The following is an 18767-nucleotide window of genomic DNA, read 5'->3' as shown; positions in this document are numbered from 1 at the left end:
GTGCGCATCATCGTCAGCGAACCCGCCTTCAACTTCTTCAACCGTTCGTCAACATTGATTAGTCCATCTGATGACTGGCCCTCAAACCACTTGATCTCGCCGTCCTCTTTAACCCAGTTCCAGATATGGCCGCTCCTAGTGTGTGCACGGCACGTACCGGGACATCATCGCGGGGTTCCTCGGGACGGTCGAAGGGTTATAGAGCGTGGCGTGGGGTCGGATTGGCCGTTTTAAAAAATAATGCTTTGTTGCCTTAAGAAATCAAACTCTGTCATGCACTGCACTCCCAAACCATTGGCAACGTCAGGCAGCTTGACCCGCGTTTGTTTTCGCGGACTCGGGGTCTCGTTCGTAATCACGGTGAAGTCTCGGGCATGCGCACTCGCCACTATCCAAGAATCTGCAACGCGCAGAAATTCTCGAATTGCGCTTTCTTCATAGGGAGCATCCTTACGATCACGCACCCATTGTGTTACCGCACGATAGGAGTCAACCTCTTCTTGCGTCACAGTGAGAATCTGCGACGTAGGGACGAAGCTTCTCAGCCACTGTGACTTTTCGTCATCTCGTTTCAGCAACTCATCTTCTACAGTCTGGTGAAAATAAAACTGACCATTGGAGAAAAACGAATCGAACTGCCGCCAGTACGTTTCAAAAATGTCCCGTGGCCGATGATTGAACGCACCAATCACGATATTCGTATCGATGAGGTACATCTATGCGACCCCCTGCGCACGAGTAACCGTATTCTTCAACGTCTCGGTCTTGGCAATCCCCAGTTGACGCGAAGCCTCCTCTTCAGAAATTGCACCGTCTACATATGCCCCGGTGACGGTGTCCAAAAATCGGCCACCCAGCCGCGACTTCAACGTGACGAAAAAGTCGCCGCCTCCGCCAACAACTGGAGGCTTGAGGTTCGAGGGACGTTGCCGAAGGAATTCCTGCACTTGTGGTTTGCCAAGGCGACGCTGCCCCACCAGTGACCACAGCGCCGTATCCGCACTCACGCGGTACGCATCGTATGCCCACTGAGTTATGTTATTCAGGTCGGGATTACGGTCCCACTCCTGCAACAACGCATGCTGTGGCAGAAGCAGGGCAGCTGCAAACCTGTTACACCATCGCTCCACATCGTGATGATCATTCATGGCACCTGTGAGACCTTCTGCAGCGAGCAGTACGTGGCCTAGCTCGTGAGCAAGGCTGAAGTACTGCCCAACTTTGTAATCACTGCCGTTAACGAAGATCAAGGGATAGGGACCATCAAACAGTGTGAAAGCTCGAAACTCGTCGATGTCGAGTTTGCGGTGGTTGTTATTTCCAAGTACGGAGTTTCGCATCACTAAGACACCGCAGTGCTCAATTGCATCCGCTAATTCCAGCACATTCTCCCGACCAGTGGGCGCTTTACCCGGCCTCCATCCGACATCGGCAAGCTGGGGTAACAATGCACACACCGCATCGTCCGGGCTATCACGCAGTGTCCAGGCACCACCGAAATTTGGAGGATCAATTCCTTCCGCGCGCGCAAATTCTGCATACCAGCTCAAGCGGCGCTCACAGGTATAAATCGTCTCCTTCAACGCTGGGCTGAACTCAGTTACTTTCTTACTATCCACGGTGCGAAAATCTGGGAAATCCGGCTGATCGTCCGTGGGGCCGTCGAGAAGCAAGTAACCAAACGGGATACATGCGAGCGATGCCAAGTGCTCAGCCTGACGCAGCGTCGGCGACACCTTGCCTTCCAGCCATTGCCGGACCAACCGGAAATCACTTCTTTGGGCAAGTTCTTCCACCGTGCTGCCGGTACGCTGCAGCGCCCAGCGCAGCGTCGGCTCTGCAATGTCGACTCGAACAGCCATCACTCACCTCCCGCTAGTTACGTAGTTTTTACCTTAGCGGAGGAGCCCGACAAACATCTCTGGGTAGCTACAGCTAGCAAATTGATACAAACGAGTTTTCATGCTTGTGGAACTAACCTCACGAACGCTAGGATTCATGTCAATCGTTCAGCCCGCCTCCGAGCCAAGCTCAGAGTGTGGGCTGGATTTCTTATTGCAATCGGGGAATATACTTCGCCAAGCTGCAAGATCAAACCAGCTACAACCGTTTCGCAACAAATCGCAAGTTCTCCTCGCTTCCAGAAGGACAACGTGAACACATTTTCGGAGCTTTCGTTATCATGTCCTCCGTAATTCGGGTCGTGTCCCCCGGGACGACTTGGCCAGACACAGTCTCGCAGTATCAAAAAGCGTGCCAGCCGTTGCACACAATAGCGATAGACATTTAAGATAAGGCTAACCTAAGTTATCTAATGAGGGGAGTCTCATCTTGAACGTATCCACACGGCGTCGCGTCGCAACGGGCACTGCTCTATTCGCGCTGTTCAGCACTAACATTGCGGCCGCGCACGCTTTCCCAACTATCGACGCCGCCACCGCCCCCGGCTGCACCGGCGAACTCGACACGCGGCACCCGAACCTCGGCGTGCAATTCGACGTCACCGGCCCCGACACCATCGACCCAACCAAGGACATCACGTTCAAATTGAAGGGTTCGGGAATCAACCCGGCGTCGACGCCCGGGGCGTCCAACGGCGTCTACGTGGTGCTCACGCCGACGCGGGTGTGGCGCCTCAACCACTGCTCCACCATGACCGGCGACGGCGACGCGCTCGTCGCACGCTGGATCCCCGCCGCCGTACTGGAAGACAACGGCGGAAAGCTGGACCTCGATCTACTCGTGGAGGCAAACACGCTGCAACCGGGGCAAACATACACGGTCGGGATCATGGCGGCGCACGCCCTGGCGCTCAGCGAGCGCTACTTCGACCGCGGCGTCACCTTCAAGGTGCCGTCGGTAACAACGGACCACGTAGCGACGCCATCCAACGTCCGCGGCGAGATCGACCAGCAGCGCAACGTCACCGTCGCGTGGGACTACCCCGAGTCCGTCCCCGGCACCGCGTGGCGCGCCCAAATCGAATGCGTCGAACACTGCACCAGCACAAAAACCCTCCGCAGCCTCGACCTTTCCGACCCCAACGCCCGCACCGCCAAGTTCGACGATGCCGACCCCGGCGTCTACCAAGCCTCCGTCAACGCCAGCCGATGGGTCAACGGCAAGTTCGTCACCACGGACTTCGGGACGTCGACGCGCTTTGTCGTAGGGGACGTCGATAAACCAATCAGCCAGCGACTGTACGCGGCCGGCATCGCGCACGAGTACGGCGAGTACGTGGCACCCGGCACCGAGATCACCCTAGCGAATCCCCTGACCGCGAAAGCGAAATGGTCAGTGACCGGGGTGAAGGACTACACAGTCGACCCCGCGACGCAGGCGCTGCGCTTCACCATGCCGACCAACCCCGTGCAGGTCGAAGTTGCAGAGGCCAAGGAGGCGCCGACGACCACCCCGACCACCCCGACTTCGACGACCACTGCGCCTGCAGCGCCTACCGTGCCTGCTGAGCCCACTACCCCTGCTGCCCCTACCAAGTTCCCGGCCTGGGGCGCGGTGCTGATCGCGGGCGGGGCAGCCCTACTCGCCGTCGTTGCTGGCCTGGCTACCCAGTCCCCCGTGATCGCGGCGCTACTGAAGCGCCTGCAGCGTTAGATCTTCGGCAGGATGCTCGCCGCGAGCGTATGCAACGCGGCAAACCCACCCAACAGCGTGGCGATAACCCCCAGCACAATCGCCACAATCGACTCCGGGGCCATACCCTGCTGCTGCACCGACGGCATCTCGACCGGCGGCAGCACCGTCCCATCCGTCAGCGTCACGACGAGCTTGCCGTCCTTATCCACCTTCACCGACGCGATACCGCGGCCGTCCTTGCCGTTGTTGCCGTCCGCGCCTGCGGCGCCTTCCTTGCCTGGGGCGCCGTCTTTTCCTGCGGTACCGTCGCGTCCATCCTTACCGTCTCGACCGGCAGGCGCGTCGCGGCCGTCACGACCATCGTGACCGTCCTTACCATCAACACCGTTGCGGCCGTCCTTGCCGTCCTTCCCCACCACTTTGCCGAGGTCCTTGGTCGTGCCGTTGGTGAAGGTCAGGATCAGGTGGCCGTCACGGTTAATCGAGGCATCGCGGATGCCGCCTTCTGGCTGCTGCCCTGGCGCTGGTGCCGGTTCCGGCTCGGCAGGCTTCTCGGGCTTCTCGCCGAGCTCCAGCGTCACAGCAAACGGCGCCGGCTTCTTCTGGTCCTCCCACCTGCTCCCGGAGTTGTAGAACCACGACCGCACCGAGTCCGTCACGTTGTTCACCAGCTCAGTCGGCCATGCATCCGGGTAGGAAATGTCCTCATCCCGCTTATAGACGACCCCTTCGTACTCCGGCGTCGCCCCCACCATCACTGTCTTGCCATCGACGGCAACGTTGGCACCCTTGAACGTCGCGACGGTGACCCGCTTCGCTTCCTTATTATTTGCTGCCTGGTTCGGGTCCGCCGAACTCACGACCGCCGTAATCTTACCGGCGCCCTCCGCATCGACCTCGAGCGCGAAGTCCTTGAAGGAGATCGTTTGCGCCCCGTTAATCGTGTAGGTCACCTGGCCGGTCCACTGCACCGACAGCGCTTTGGTGTCCTCGTCGACCCAGCCGGTCGCCTTCGTCAGCTTCAGGCTCCCATTGTTCGGCTCGGACTCGTCCACCGGGACGACGGAGACTCCCTCCCCTTCCACTGCGGCGTCCCACAGCAGGGCGCGTTTGCTCAGTTCCCACTCCAGGGTTTGGGGTTGGGCGTCAGCAAGCGGTGTTGACCCAGCGGGCTGAGCTGCGGCGACGGACGCGGCGGCCGTAGTGTCAGCCTCCTGTGCTTGGGCAGGGACGGCCAGCGGCGCGACGGCGAGACTTGCCGCGAGCACAACCGCGGGCAGCACTGGCAGCGCTGGTAGCGTGGCGTAGATCCTGCGTTGGGACTTCTTCATAAGGTTCACCCTCCTCGTGTAAATATTAGGCTTGCCTTACCTTAGTGCAATATATGGTTTGGAGTAAAGGTTTCCGGGCAGATTTTGAGGCGTTCGTTCCCGTCGACCTCTTCCGGTCGACGGGAACACCTGGCTCCGCACACGGGGAATACCGCTACATCTGGTCATCAGCGGGCCTCTGAACGATGCTGTCGCGCTCCGGCAACAGCGTAAAAAAGAAGGAACCCCTCCCGATGTTCCGACGCTTCGTCGGTATTCGGGAGAGGTTCCTTCTGCAAGAGCGCACTCGAGTCGGAGACTCTACTCGCTCTCTCGCTTGACGCGTTAACCGAGGAGCGAATAGGAAGCAAGACATCACTCACGTTTCTCAGCTAATCCCGTACCGTTTTGGTTGACGAGTCCGTTTGAGTATATAAGCAAGGCAGTTCACATCGCCCCCAAGAAGGATGAAAGTCAGATCCTCATTCATCAATACGTAACACGATAGAAAACATTCAGTTAAGCTGCGCCGACAAGTAGTGAGCTGTAAGTTTACATGCAGCTGCATTTGCCCCTTCACTCAAGGATTTACAATATTGTTCAAACGTACGACTGCAATCATGTCGGTTATAAGCATCTCCCTGGCATTGGTAACCTCTCCGGCCGATGCATTAGATATCCAAGCTGATCTTCAAACACTCTGCTCCACGCCTACAGCTATTTGGGTGCGAGGTTCGGGAGTTGAAAGAAATGATCAAAGTGTGCGGCAGATGGAGAAGTATGCCAAAGAATATCTAGGCATTGCCCCTGACAGCGCTAATCTTCTGGAACTAGGTCGATTCGTTGGAGATGGGTACGAGAATTCCGAAAAATATGCCGTGTTCGACAGGGCTGCAGCCCAAGCAGGCATCGAAGCAGCAGATGAGAGCCACCGCTCGATTCCGCCAGCGTTGACCTACCCAGCCGCCACTGTAGGTACAAAAGCCCCTGATCTAAATGAACCAGTCAAAGACGAGGCTTACTTCCATACTCCTCGTATTCTAAATTCGCTCGGTGCTCGAATCTCAGCTGGTTATGGCCACCGCTACGGGAAAAGTGTATGGACGGGCGTGGCAGAACTTACAAACCTGATCGAGCGCCGTGTAAATGTTTGCGAACAGATTGACATCACACCCAAATTCCTGCTTTTCGGCTTCTCTCAAGGTGCTCAAGTAGTTGGCGATACCATCGCCACCGACCAGGCAGTAAATGGACATCTCCTGATTGATAGCAAGAAACCGCACCGTGATTGGCCTGGAGTGGAGCCAGACAACTACGATTCCACCTTGATTGAAAGATATTCACTTGGTCTACGCCCTGACCTGCGCGAACACATTGTTTTTTCTGCCCTGCTAGGAGATCCGAAACTCCACCTTCCAGAAGGAGAATGGAAAGCTGGCGGAACTCCAGCATGCTCGGGTAAAAGCTCAAGCCTCTGGAGGCGAGGAGTTAAAAATTGCAGAACAGACAACGGGTCGTTGGAACCACGTTTGCCATACCTCAATGCGCAAGTAGACTACAAAACCGGTCTTTGGTGCAACGATAACGACTTTGTTTGTGGATCATCTAAAAACCCACTAACGCTTGAGGGCCACAAATATCACAATGACTTGGCCCGTAAGAACTCTGCTTCTGGCAGAATTCCGCTAGAAGAAGCCATGATTGAAGCGCAAATGCGCCTCAACGGCAGCATCAGCGATAACACCAGCCAGCGCACGATCCAACGAAACGTATCAATCGCATTATCTAAAAGCGAAAATCTCCTCAAGCCTAGTGAAACTACAGATGCGTCAACCCCACAAGACCTCGTATTTCTTATAGACTCCACAACCTCAATGCAACCGTACATTGAAGGTGTAAAGCAGTTCGTAAGGGAAACAGCCAAAGAACTCGACAACAGCAGCCAAACACGAATTGCGCTTGTCGAATATAAAGATCACTCAACGTACCAACCCGGCTGGGAAACCATCGAAGACTGCAAAATTCCAGCAGGAACAGTAGACACTGCCTGTGTCCTTTCTGATTTCAGCGACACCCGCGAGCACTTTCTCGACAAACTCGACGGTATCGATACCAGCCGAGGTGGTGGCGCATGGGGAGATTTTGATGAGACAGCGCTGTACGGACTGCACACCGCTTTTGAGAAGCTCGATTGGCAAAATGGCGCAACTAAGGCTGTCTTCCTTCTCACTGACGCTGGTTTCAAAGATCCCGACCCGACTACCGACAACATTAGACGCAGCCAGCTCGGTCGCGACGACTTTTACGACGGAAAGCTCACGGCGAAATACATCGCGAAGCGCTCTCTCGAAATCGATCCAGTGAACATTTACCCAATCGTTCCTAACTCTAAGCAACGCCGCTACACCGAACTTGCAGACCTAACCTCTGGCCAAGTCATCTCCATGAACGATAAGAGTCCAGAAGTCATCAAACAGGCCATCGGCGATGCCTTTGACAGAGTGCAAAATCGACCGGTTGCAAAACTCCCACAAAAAGATTATTCAGGCCAACCAAATACCGAATTTGCTTTTGACGCTGGCCTGTACTCTTACTCACCAGCGTCCGAGATCGTACGCTTCGACTACGACTTCGACGGAGACGGCACTTGGGATGTAACAGACGCCGGCGAAATCGGAACTCACATCTACAACAAAGTAGGGGATTACCAAATGCAAGTCCGTGTGACCGATGCGAATGGCCTCATCGGTTCCCACTCCGTACCAGTCCACATTGGAACTGAAACACCAAAACCCGCACCAATTGGATCTATCGACCTCGCTACCATCGACAACGGCAATTCTGCGAAACTCGAATGGGCATCAACAGCAGAGCCAAACTACGGCTGGCTCATCTCTTCCAACAGCGTGCCGCTCGCATATACTGCATCTGATCTCCGAGAAATCACAATCACAGACCTCGACCGACGCTATCCAGTCGACCTGCGAGTCACTGCAATCAACCGATACACCGAGGATGAAGACATCCAAGGAGCCTCCGCTAACAGCTTCTTGCGGCCAACTGAGGCCATCCAAATCGATAGTGACGGCAAGATCACGAACAACCCTTGGCAAGAAGGAGATAACTCTTCGCGCTCAAGCGGAAGTACAGCCAGCAGCAGTTCTAAGAACGACACTCAGAATGGCCCGACTGAGCTCTCCGCTGCCGCAATTGCTGGCATAGTGGTCAGCGTAATCGTCGCCACCGGGACCATCGGTGCACTTGTCTGGCCCTATATCGAACCACGACTTCGGCGCATGGGATTGATCTAAACTCCCACGCAGCAAGAAGCACCACACAAAAGTCTGATGGAAATAACTTCATCAGGCTTTTCGTACTCTATTACGATATTCTCTGAATAGGCGTGAGAATAGAATCTCTCCCCTGGCTAGAATGACCACCCTTCCCTCACTTGGGAACTACTTCGGTTTTTAGGCCTGTTCCGGTCGACCAGCCGTGATATTCCTCAGGCCACGACGGCCTACCCACGAAGAAAGTTCCCAAGATACCGTCAGGTCGAAAAGTGTTCCACCCTATGCGCACTGTGCACCACCAACGTTACGGTCGCGCACGCCTTCCAGGCTATCGACGCCACCACCGCCCCCGGCTGCACCGTTGACCTCGCCACCCACCACCCCAACCTCGGAGTCCAATTCGACGACGCCGACACCGGCGTCTGCCAAGCCTCCGTCAACGCCAACCGCTGGGTCAACGGCAGGTTCGTCACCACAGACTTTTGGGGAGTCGACGCGCTTTGTCGTAAGGGACAGGGACGTCGATTAGCCGATCAGCCAGCGACTGTAAGCTGCGGAAATCGCGCACGAGTACGGCGAGTACGTGGCACCCGGCACCGAGATCACTCGGTGCGAACCCCTGGCCACAAAGGCGAAATGGTCGGCGACCGGGGTAAAGGACTATACAGTCGATCCCGCAACGCAAGCGCTGCACTTCACCGTGCCGACCAACCCAGCGTGTCGAAGTCACAGAGGCCAAGGAGGTCCCGACCGCGACAATGGAGGCGCTCTCTCCTACCCTCGCAGCCCCCCTCAATGCCTGAACTGGCCATAGCACCTCATGTCCGAACTGGAGAATCAGTCGACGGTACCGCCCGGGGACAGGGAACCATTCAGTGGACACCGAGCCAATGTTATGGCTCAATAGAATGGATCGCCGACAACACTCCTTTAGGAACGTGTTCGGGTTATCCGGGTGCCACCGTAGACCTGCACGGCACGTACCGCGACTTCATTGTGGTGTTTCTCGGGGCAGTCGAGGGGTTGTAAAGCAGGGGAAGCGTCGGCCCATCGGCTTCTTTCTCCGAATTGACGTTGACGTGCTGATTAGCCTTTTCCGTAAACATTTTGTTGTTGGTGGGCTGCCGCAGCCGTGATGCCGATGGGGTTAGCCGTCGACTTCTGGGGCATGAGAAAACCCTCCATCCAAGAAAAATGCTGGGTGGAAGGGATATTTTGTCGTCACGTCGATTACATCACAAGCTGCGACACGTATCTGCTAGACACCGGAGAAATATCGGGAGTGGGACTGGCGGAGGCTTTCTTCACTGGCACTAGCAACCGCCACGATTTCAACATCGGGGTCAGCATTGGATCGATCCAAGCGCAGTCGCTCACGCGTAGCCTCAGAAAGCGAATCAAACTTCTTACACCGGACAGTTCCCTTTTTGCGATGGTATTCAATCAAGAATGCTGGCATAGGGCTTTACGTTCCTTTCTGCGCGAGGCTTGACCGTACTCTGACTAATCTCGAACCCCCACTCCCATAGTATGGGATGAGCATTTCTCCTCAACTGACGAACTCATCAGTACAGGGCAGTAAAAGAAGCGGAACTAAACGCAGTACGCTTCGTTCCCCATTCATGTTTACGCGATAGGATACTCCCGAACGCCCCGAGGCGCCTCTGCGAAAGCATGCACCCGGGGCTCTCGTATTATTTCGGCACCGCGACCCCGCGCAACGTCGGGTTAAGCGACAAAATGTGTGCTTTTTTGGATATGGATTCCAGGTCCTGCCTGGGCCTACGGCGGGACAGTGCTCGTTGAATCGGGATTCCCTGCCGTAGACCGGAAGGTCCACCACTTCAGGCGTTGGATGTGCTATGACAGCAGACTGTTAAACCAGCTGCATGCCAACTCAACACAGAAAGAGAAAACACAACAGGCCCCTATGCACGGCATGCGAGCACACCGCCACAAAAATGGGCACCACATCCAGCGGAAAACAGCGATGGCGCTGCACAGACTGCGGGCACACCTTCACCAACCCCAACACAGCCAAGACCAGCGCATATCGGTTTGCCATCTTCATTGACTGGATCACCAACCAGCGTCCCCTCGACGCTGTCGCTGCTGCGCACAACGTCTCCAGACGCACACTCATCCGCTGGTTCACCTACTTTTGGTTCATCATCGTCCCGTGCAAACCGGACCCGTACCGCGTCTACGACCAGCTCTTTATTGATGGCACCTACTTCCACAAAAAATGCCTGCTTGTCGCTGCAACCAGCGAGCACGTCGTCGCCTGGCACTGGTGCACACGAGAAACCGCCTACGACTACGCCAAACTCTTCGACATGATCGCCGAACCCCTCGTCGTGACCACAGACGGCTCCGGTGGCGCCCACAAAGCCATCAAACAATGCTGGCCAAACGCCTCCATTCAACGCTGCCTCGTCCACGTACGCCGCGACACCATCAAAGACACCACACGCCAACCCACAATCACCGCACACAAAGCACTCCTTCGCCTCGGCAACCAGCTGACCCACATCACCACCCGTGACCAGGCAATCACCTGGGTACTTCGCCTCAACCGCTTCCATGACCTCTACGGTGACTGGCTCAAACAACGCACCTACCGCAACCAAGTCGCCCCAGAAGAGATCCCAAAACGTATCCGCGACAACCAGCAATGGTGGTACACCCATCCCAGAGCCCGCAGAGCCTACCGCCGATTCGAGCGTCTCTACCAACAAGGCCACCTCTTCGTCTGGCTCAACCCACCACACCGCACCACGACCACGCTGAAGACCACCACAAACAGCCTGGAAGGCGGCATAAACGCACAACTAAAACACCTCGCCCGAGCCCACCGCGGCACATTTGACGAACACCAGCGAATCATCATGGACTGGTGGCTCTACCTGCACACCCAACACCACGATGACCCGCTGGCGCTAGCAATCGAGCAAGACTTCGGCCACGCAGGCTACGCACACGCCCGCCAGGCACACATGCGTGAACGCGACCAAGCCAACTCACCCGACGGTCGACCGAAAGTCTACGACACCGGCATCGACACCGACTTCAACCCCTCCTGGGCCATCCGACACGGCTGGGCAGGACGCTCATAACCCCAGCACAACACCCCACAACCCACCCATCCCAGCCCCTGAAAAAGCACACATTTTGTCACTTAAGTCGACACGCCGAGAAAAGCACACATTTTGTCGCTTAACCCGCAACGTCATCATCCGGCTACCACCCGATAAGCGTTTCAGAATAATAAAACCCCCGGGAACCATAGACATTTAACTATGGTCCGGATCCGGGGGACTACATTGGCTAGCCTATAGCAATGACGTTTCCTACACAACTGCCTTCGACAAATGCAGCCTTGCTTTGGGGTTCTCTCCCGCCCGCTCGTTTAGCCAGTTTTCTTAGCGAATCGCCGAACGGCAACATAGACGAAGCCCTCGAGCTCTACATATGGAACATCAAGCTATCTACTGCATTTCTAGCGGATATTGCCATTTTGGAAGTTGCACTACGGGAATCGATCAATAAAGCGGCAGCTGCAAAATGGGGCAGCCACTGGTACCTCGATATCCCGTTGGATGAACGGTCAGAGCAGAATCTTGCGGTGGCTTGGTCGCAACTTTCCAGGAGGGTACGTGAGCGTCCAAACGATGGTGATGTTCCCGGGCGTCTTTTCGCTAACTGTACATTTGGTTTTTGGACGAACCTCTTTGACAAAGGAGGACATACAGGCAAGTCTCCCAGACGGGTCCGCGTCAATTACGAGCACAACTGGGAAGCCGCCCTACGTCATGCTTTCCCTGAAGGAAGAAACGTAGCAAGACAGCAACATGCTGGTTTCACCAGAGATTGGGTGCACGGGATTTGCAAGCGAGTCAATAGCATTCGAAACCGTGTAGCCCACCATGAACCGCTCATCAGAGGTTTCCCGATGCCTGGACAGCCTCACCGTATGACCTGCACGGAGGCACACGAGGAGACCCTGAAGCTTGCCAGGATGCTTGACCCGAAGTTGGCCGCCTGGCTAGCAGAAAACAGCGATGTTCCCAGGCTAATCGCTGCACGCCCCTGCACCACGTAATAGCACCGCGAACCCCCGTTCGAACACCGCCCGCGCAATGTCGGGGCTGCATGCTTCAATAAATCAACAAGTGATAGTTGATGCGAAAGGTGCAGGTCATGGCCATTTCGATGCCGCAGGACTTCGAGCATGCGCTTACGTTGATGTACAACGGCGAAAGCGTTGTGATCGATGGCGCGCCCGGCACCGGCAAATCCACGCTGCTGCGCACGTTCATGGAAGCGAATGACGCGCTACCGGATAACCTGCGCAAACGGGTGCTGCCCGTCGCGCTGCTGGAACCCGCGGCGAGCGGCATCAGCGGGCTGACGATCGACTCTGCATTCAACTTCGATCCCTTCATGACGCTCGGCGATGTCCTGCCGGGCGGTTCCTGGGACATCAACGATGCCAAGCTGCTGCTCAGCTTGGCTGAGACATTAATTATCGACGACGCCCACAACCTCAACACCGAGCTCCTGTTGATGATGAGCGTCGCCCTGCAGCGCGTGCGAAAGAACAACGAACCGTTTGGGGGCGTGCAACTCATCGCTGCGGGAGAATTGGCTGGGCCCGACTCACCGCTGGAGATGATGCTGGAGGAGGCAAGGCAGGATCCCGAGCGTTACGTGTTCCTCTCCTTTGACGGTGTCAGTTTTAATGTGAGCTACCACGTGGTTCGCGTTCACGCGGTGGTTGTGGAGCGTGGCCAGGTCGTTGCGGACTTTGGCACGTGGCTCAACCCGATGTCTGACTTGGGGCAGTTCGGCCTCGACAACGAGGTTCCTCCGGGTGGGGTTGCTATCGCGCCGCAGCTCGAGGACTTTTGGCCGCTGCTGCTACGGCAGGCTGCAGGTGGCATTGTCGTCGGCGATCGCCTGGAGATGGCCCAGGACGCCGGCCGCTACCAGGCACGAGGCCTCGACATGGAACTCGGCGACGGTATCGACGCCGAGGCACTCGACATCATCATTGAGGGCAGCGACGTCATCGAACGCGCGCACTCCATGGCGCTCGATTTCCTCTCGGGGGACGTCGAGATCCCCTACGTGCGGCCGGTACCCGACGCATCCGATACACAAGAAGGCGCACTCTTCCAGCCGTTTTGGGCGCCCGCCGCTCCTCTCAAGCTCGATCAAACTCGCGCGACCGACTCCGATAACGCATGGGCAGCCTTCTCCGGCTCCGGCGTGGAAGTCAGCGACCAACGCATGCTCCAGCAGACTGCCCTGCGGCTTTCTTCCTGGGGGATGTCTCGCGGCGTTTGGACGAAGCGGGCCGAAGAGGAGGTGCGCAAACGCGCCATCATGACAGGGCTGACGCAGGTGTCCCTCCCGGAGGGCAAAGAGCAAAACATCGACATTGCTGCGCTGCTCTCCCCAGGCATGAGGGTGGTGTTTACGGGCTGCCGCGAAGCCATCAGCTTCTACGACGGCGAAGAGCAGCTCATCTCCGCCTGCGATTCGTGCGGGCTCATCTTCGAAGACAGCGTCTCTGCAACCACGTGCGATGTCCTCGTAGCGTGGGACCCGGCATCCATGTCGCGCAAGGCAAGAACCGCCCGGGAGCTGGGCATCCCGATCGTCTCGTTCGCCGATTTTGAGGACTGGTATAGGTACTACACGGGTTCGCCCTACGAGACCTTCCTCGCCGACATCCTCGAGGAAGGCCACCAGGTGGCGTTCCGTGGGTCGATCGTCATCAACGGGATCCACATCACCGACGGTGCACGCATGGCGCTCCTGTGCGACGAGCTCGGCCTCGTGTACAGCCCGGAAATCCCCATCTCACTTTGCGACGCCCTCATCACTGACGACCTGACCGCCAGCCAGTACGGCATACCACTCATCCCAGTGGATGCATTCGGCGCGTGGGTGAACAGGGAGTTCGCATCCAAGGGCCAGTTCTTCACCGAAGACTTCTTCATCCCCGTCGAAATCTCCGGTCTGTATGGCCCGGACGAGCTGCTTTCCAAGATCGACGAGAGCAAAGCTTGACCCTGACGTAACGTCAGACTGCACAATGGCTGCCATGACCAACAACGAAGCGCTGTACACAGTCGGCGAAGTAGCCAACGCATTCGGGATCACGGTGCGCACCCTGCACCACTGGGAGCAGGCCGGCCTCGTCGAACCTGTGTATCGCAGCTGGTCAAACTACAGGCTGTACACGCCAGATGACCTGGAGCGCATCCAGCACATCCTGGTCTACCGGACCACTGGCATGAAACTGTCTGAAATCAAAGAAGTACTCTCCCACCCCACCTCGAACCGGGAGCACCTGCGCAGGCAACACGAACGCCTGCTTGAGGAGCGTTCGCGGATCGATGGGATGGTGGTGGCCGTCGAAAAGTTATTGGAGCAAGCAATGAATAACCACAAACCAACCCTTGAAGAAGTCGGCGAGATCCTCGGCGACCCGAACTACACCGAACACCAAGCCGAGGCGCAAGAGGCCTACGGCGACACGCCCGGCTGGGCGCAGTACCAGGGTCGCACCGGCAACTGGGGCGCGAGCGACTGGGAGGACAGCAAGCAGCGTTTCGACGCCATCGATACCAAACTCGCCGACGCTGTTCGCCGCGACGTGCCCACCGACAGCGCGGAAGCCGCCGAACTCGTCGAGGAACACCGGAAGGTGATCGGGCAGTTCTTCGACGTCACCCCGGAGATGCAGTTCCAGATCTCGCGCGGCTACATCGCCGATGAACGCTTCAAGCGCTACTACGAAGAACGCCAACCCGGCCTGGCGCAGTGGCTCGCCGACGCCATCGCGCACGCCACCGGCCACAGCACAGAGAGCAAGTCCTAGCCGGGCCTAGCGCAGCAGGCGTTTCCCCAGCCGCAGCGCAAGCGCCATCGCGTCCGCGACCGGCTTGCCGCCACCAGCGCCGACCCCGCCGAGCGGCACGTAACGCTGCGCCGCCACGGTACGCGCCTCGGTGTACTTCAGCAGGCCTTCGTCGCCATGGCGTCGCCCCACGCCTGACTGTTTCCACCCGCCCATCGGCGCGTCCATCGATGCCCACGCGGCCGCGTACCCCTCATTAATGTTCACGGTCCCGGCGTGCACGTGCGCCGCGACCACGCGCGCCTCGTCCTCCGCGCCCCAAATCGAGGCGTTGAGCCCGTAGTCGGTGTCATTCATCTTCTCGACGCCCACCTCCGGCCCATCCACCACCTCCACGTAGACGACCGGCCCGAACACTTCCTTGCGGTACAGATCGGCGTCCTCCGGGACGTCCACGAGGATGGTCGGTGCGTAGAACGTATCCCCGAGCTGGGGTAACGCCTCCCCACCAGCCAGGACGGTGGCGCCTTTGTCCACGGCGTCGTGGACAAAGGCGTCGACACGCGAGCGGTGCTCCGCCGAAATCAGCGAGCCAACATCGTCACCCCACCCGTGCCCAATGCGCAGGCGTTTCGTCAGCGCCACAAACTGTTCAAGGAACACTTCTGCCACGGCGCGGTCCACGTAGATCCGCTCCACGGAAATGCACAGCTGACCGGTATTGCTGAAGCACGCGTCAGCGGCGCCACGTGCCGCCGTCTCGGGGTCCGCGCTGGCTAAAACCAGCAGTGGGTTCTTCCCGCCCAGCTCAGCGGAAAACCCAATCAGACGCTCCCCGGCCTGCGCGGCAAGCTTCCTGCCGGTGGCGGTGGACCCTGTGAACATGAGGAAATCGCACCGCTTCACGATCTCCTGCCCCACCGTCCGCCCGCTTCCCTCCACAACCTGGAACAGGTCGGCTGGCAGCCCAGCCTGCACCAGCAGCTGGTGGGCGCGCTGCGCGGTGCGCGGGGTTTGCGTATCCGGCTTCAGCACCACCGCGTTGCCCGCGATCAGTGCCGCCACCGCATCCGACACCGCCAACGAGAGCGGGTAGTTCCACGGCGCAATCACCCCCACCACACCCTTCGGCGCCCGGTGCACCTCGGTCCGTGTCGCCACCGGCATAGCGCCCCGCACTCGGGCTGGCGTCAGCAGCGCCTTCGCGCGGTACGAGTAGTGGCGGGCGGTAATCGCAACATCCATGACCTCGTCGAACGCGTTGTGTTTCGCCTTACCTGTCTCCTGCTGGATCAGGTCCACCAATTCGTCGCGGTGGGCAAGGATCAGGTCGTGGTAGCGCAGGAAGATGCGGCTGCGCTGGCGAAGAGGTGTCGTCGCCCAGGCGCGCTGTGCCGCGCGTGCAGTGTCGAAAGCGTGCTGTACTGACATGCAGCCCAGGTTAGCGTCGCCGTGCCGCCATGCGGCTGAACTTTTCCACCCGGCGCGAATCCCCATAGATCTGCACCTGCTCGCCAGCCTCCAAAGCCATGTGCCCGAGGACGGGCTGCCAGCGGTCCTCCCGGCGCACGGCAATCACCTTCACGCCGTGGCTCTGCCACAACGCCTGCTCGTCGAGCGGGCCCGCCACGTGCGTCGGCACCACCGTGTGCACAATCGCCGTGCCCGAGGACAACTCCACATAGTCGAGGTTCGCGCCACGCACCAGGTGCGCCACACGCCGCCCCATCGCCTCCTCCGGGTGCACCGCATGCGGCACACCAATCTGGTCCAGGATGCGCCCGTGTGCATTGCCGGAAGACTTCGCCCACAAATTCTCGACGCCCACATCCACCAACAACGAACACGTCAAAATCGACGCCTCCACGTGCGCCCCGCCGATCGCCACGACGACGCCGTCGAACTCCGAAATGCCCAACTCTTCAATCGTGGCCACGTCCGTGCAGTCCGCCTGCACCACCTTCGACAGCAGCCCGTTGTTGCGTTTCACGGCGGACTCTTCCAGATCGATGCCGACGACGGTGGCGTCGTCAAACATGAGCTCCCGGCCCACCGCCGAGCCAAACCTCCCGAGCCCAAGCACCGCGTACGTGGGCGTTGCAAACTTAACCAATGATCGGCCTTTCATAAGGAAGCAAAATTTTCGACGCCGGCTCCGCAAACGCGAACGCCGTCGCCACAGTAATCGGACCCAACCTGCCAACAATCATCATAAAAATAATGACCAACAACGAAGGCGCATCCAGATGAGGCGTAATACCCGTGGACAACCCCACCGTGCCAAACGCCGACAGCACCTCAAACAACACCTCCGACAGGTGAAACGGCGTCAGTGCCAACAACGCGAACGTCGCCGCCACCACCAGCGCGCCGCTGAGCATCACCACCGTGATCGCCTGGTGCACCACCTCCACCGGGACACCTTTGCCCAGCATGACCGGCTGCGTGCGACCCCGCACCACCGCCGACACCGCCGACACCAACACCAACACCGTCGTGATCTTCACGCCACCCGCCGTGCCAGCCGGGCCCGCCCCCACAAACATGAACAGGTCCATCGCAAACAGCGTCGGCTCGTGCATCCCGCCAATATCGACAGAGTTGAACCCGCTCGTGCGGGTCTGCACCGCCTGAAACAGCCCCGCCAACACCGCATCCGACGCCGGCAACCCACCCAGCGTGCGCGGGTTGTTCAACTCCATGGCGAGGATGGTGGCCGTCGAAAAGCAAAGAAGGAAGAGCGTACCGGCAACCACCATGCGCGTATTCAACGTCCAGCGGTGCAGGTGAAACACGTCCCGCCGAAACTGAAACAGCACCGGAAACCCCAAACCACCAATAATGATCGCCGCCATGATAGGCACGCAGACCCACCAATCCCCCACGAAGCCGGTCATGTTGTCCGAATAAAGCGCGAACCCCGCATTGTTAAACGCCGACACCGCATGAAACACCCCATGCCCCAACGCGCGCGGCAATGGGTAGCCCAACGCCACGAACCGCGCCGTCAACGCCAGCGCGACCAGCGCCTCCACCACGATGCTCACCAGCAGGACCCGCCTCAACAGCGGCGCGATCCCGCCCACCGCCGTACGACGCTCCACCGCCGAAATCACATTCGCACTCAAATTCGCTTTGCGGACCACCGCCTGACCCAGAATCGTCGCGAAGCTCATCACCCCGAACCCGCCAACCTGGATCAACACGGCAATGACCACCTTGCCGAACGTAGTCCAATACGTCGCCGTATCCACAATGGCTAGGCCGGTTACACACAGCGCGGACGTCGCCGTAAACAACGCCGGCAACAGCGGCAACCCACCCGGATTCACAGTGGAAGCCGGAAGCATCAGCAACACGGTGCCCACGAACAGGGCTACCAGGAAGCCGAACAAGATCACCGCCGCGCTATTGAGCTGGCGGTGCCGAATGTCAGCAGGCACCAGCGGAACATTACGCCAGCGGGGTGCGGGTGGCAAGGGTTTTCTTGTCCCTGAGTGGCTGTGGAGTGGGCGCCAGTGCCAAATCTGACATCGTTTGTTGTCTAGCACATTTTTTGCCAGCAACTTTGAAGCAATAGACCTTATTCGATTGCGTCTTTTGGCACTCGAACCGACCTGCCTGACACCAAATTCCCTCGCGCAGAACAGGCGACCTGGGCTTTGCGAACCCACGACGCCAAAATGCAGGAATGTG

General features: G+C 58.3%; 13 protein-coding genes. 6 read left to right on the top strand and 7 right to left on the bottom strand.

Annotated elements, in window-relative coordinates:
* Positions 1-230 precede the first annotated feature (230 nt).
* Both KBP54_RS01425 and KBP54_RS01420 read right to left on the bottom strand, forming a co-directional pair.
* Complete coding sequence (locus tag KBP54_RS01425) at positions 231-716, bottom strand: DUF4411 family protein (RefSeq protein WP_071569468.1); 486 nt, start codon at positions 714-716, stop codon at positions 231-233.
* A complete protein-coding gene (locus KBP54_RS01420) occupies positions 717-1862 on the bottom strand; it encodes an ImmA/IrrE family metallo-endopeptidase (protein WP_071569469.1) in 1146 nt (381 codons plus the stop codon).
* A gap of 469 nt (positions 1863-2331) precedes the next feature.
* Between KBP54_RS01420 and KBP54_RS01415 the strand changes: the two genes are divergently transcribed.
* Positions 2332-3615, top strand: a complete 1284-nt coding sequence (locus tag KBP54_RS01415; RefSeq protein WP_256006082.1) for a hypothetical protein — start codon at positions 2332-2334, stop codon at positions 3613-3615.
* On the opposite strand, the gene KBP54_RS01410 is transcribed toward KBP54_RS01415, so the two are convergent.
* A complete protein-coding gene (locus KBP54_RS01410; protein ID WP_071572843.1) occupies positions 3612-4928 on the bottom strand; it encodes an HtaA domain-containing protein in 1317 nt (438 codons plus the stop codon). The genes KBP54_RS01415 and KBP54_RS01410 overlap by 4 nt on opposite strands.
* A 575-nt stretch (positions 4929-5503) precedes the next feature.
* Here KBP54_RS01410 and KBP54_RS01405 point away from each other — a divergent pair.
* Positions 5504-8218, top strand: coding sequence for a PKD domain-containing protein (locus tag KBP54_RS01405; RefSeq protein ID WP_083433177.1), 2715 nt, complete (start codon positions 5504-5506; stop codon positions 8216-8218).
* A 261-nt stretch (positions 8219-8479) separates the two neighbouring features.
* Here KBP54_RS01405 and KBP54_RS01400 read toward each other — a convergent pair whose 3' ends face one another.
* Positions 8480-8629, bottom strand: a complete 150-nt coding sequence (locus KBP54_RS01400) for a hypothetical protein (RefSeq protein WP_177224254.1) — start codon at positions 8627-8629, stop codon at positions 8480-8482.
* 1460 nt (positions 8630-10089) lie between these two features.
* Here KBP54_RS01400 and KBP54_RS01395 point away from each other — a divergent pair.
* The 4 genes from KBP54_RS01395 (at position 10090) to KBP54_RS01380 (ending at position 15092) form a co-directional block, all read left to right on the top strand.
* Positions 10090-11316: an IS1249 family transposase gene (locus KBP54_RS01395; protein ID WP_256006080.1), complete on the top strand. Its 1227-nt coding sequence runs from the start codon at positions 10090-10092 to the stop codon at positions 11314-11316.
* 224 nt (positions 11317-11540) lie between these two features.
* Positions 11541-12302: an Abi family protein gene (locus tag KBP54_RS01390; RefSeq protein ID WP_083290803.1), complete on the top strand. Its 762-nt coding sequence runs from the start codon at positions 11541-11543 to the stop codon at positions 12300-12302.
* A gap of 98 nt (positions 12303-12400) precedes the next feature.
* Positions 12401-14278: a hypothetical protein gene (locus tag KBP54_RS01385; RefSeq protein ID WP_071572848.1), complete on the top strand. Its 1878-nt coding sequence runs from the start codon at positions 12401-12403 to the stop codon at positions 14276-14278.
* Between the two features lie 34 nt (positions 14279-14312).
* The gene (locus KBP54_RS01380; protein WP_071572878.1) at positions 14313-15092 is read left to right on the top strand and encodes a MerR family transcriptional regulator; all 780 of its coding nucleotides are present in this window, start codon (positions 14313-14315) and stop codon (positions 15090-15092) included.
* A 6-nt stretch (positions 15093-15098) separates the two neighbouring features.
* On the opposite strand, the gene KBP54_RS01375 is transcribed toward KBP54_RS01380, so the two are convergent.
* Genes KBP54_RS01375 through KBP54_RS01365 form a run of 3 tightly spaced genes read right to left on the bottom strand, consistent with a single transcriptional unit; the run spans position 15099 to position 18514 of the window.
* Positions 15099-16502 carry a succinic semialdehyde dehydrogenase gene (locus tag KBP54_RS01375; RefSeq protein ID WP_071572849.1) on the bottom strand — a complete coding sequence of 468 codons (1404 nt, stop codon included), beginning with the start codon at positions 16500-16502 and terminating at the stop codon, positions 15099-15101.
* Positions 16503-16512: 10 nt separating this feature from the next.
* Positions 16513-17184 (bottom strand): potassium channel family protein, encoded by a 672-nt coding sequence (locus tag KBP54_RS01370; RefSeq protein ID WP_177224255.1) that lies wholly within the window; start codon positions 17182-17184, stop codon positions 16513-16515.
* Complete coding sequence (locus KBP54_RS01365) at positions 17177-18514, bottom strand: TrkH family potassium uptake protein (protein ID WP_256006078.1); 1338 nt, start codon at positions 18512-18514, stop codon at positions 17177-17179. The genes KBP54_RS01370 and KBP54_RS01365 overlap by 8 nt, the downstream gene beginning before the upstream one ends.
* Positions 18515-18767 lie beyond the last annotated feature (253 nt).

Source organism: Corynebacterium pseudogenitalium, assembly GCF_024453815.1.
GTDB lineage: Bacteria > Actinomycetota > Actinomycetes > Mycobacteriales > Mycobacteriaceae > Corynebacterium > Corynebacterium pseudogenitalium.
This window is presented reverse-complemented; position numbering and strand designations above follow the sequence as displayed.

What these genes read in the sequence shown, in the direction of transcription:
- KBP54_RS01425 (WP_071569468.1), bottom strand. Translation starts at nt 716, where the DNA reads ATGTACCTCATCGATACGAATATCGTGATTGGTGCGTTCAATCATCGG.
- KBP54_RS01420 (WP_071569469.1), bottom strand. Translation starts at nt 1,862, where the DNA reads ATGGCTGTTCGAGTCGACATTGCAGAGCCGACGCTGCGCTGGGCGCTG.
- KBP54_RS01410 (WP_071572843.1), bottom strand. Translation starts at nt 4,928, where the DNA reads ATGAAGAAGTCCCAACGCAGGATCTACGCCACGCTACCAGCGCTGCCA.
- KBP54_RS01395 (WP_256006080.1), top strand. Translation starts at nt 10,090, where the DNA reads ATGCCAACTCAACACAGAAAGAGAAAACACAACAGGCCCCTATGCACG.
- KBP54_RS01390 (WP_083290803.1), top strand. Translation starts at nt 11,541, where the DNA reads ATGACGTTTCCTACACAACTGCCTTCGACAAATGCAGCCTTGCTTTGG.
- KBP54_RS01385 (WP_071572848.1), top strand. Translation starts at nt 12,401, where the DNA reads ATGGCCATTTCGATGCCGCAGGACTTCGAGCATGCGCTTACGTTGATG.
- KBP54_RS01380 (WP_071572878.1), top strand. Translation starts at nt 14,313, where the DNA reads ATGACCAACAACGAAGCGCTGTACACAGTCGGCGAAGTAGCCAACGCA.
- KBP54_RS01375 (WP_071572849.1), bottom strand. Translation starts at nt 16,502, where the DNA reads ATGTCAGTACAGCACGCTTTCGACACTGCACGCGCGGCACAGCGCGCC.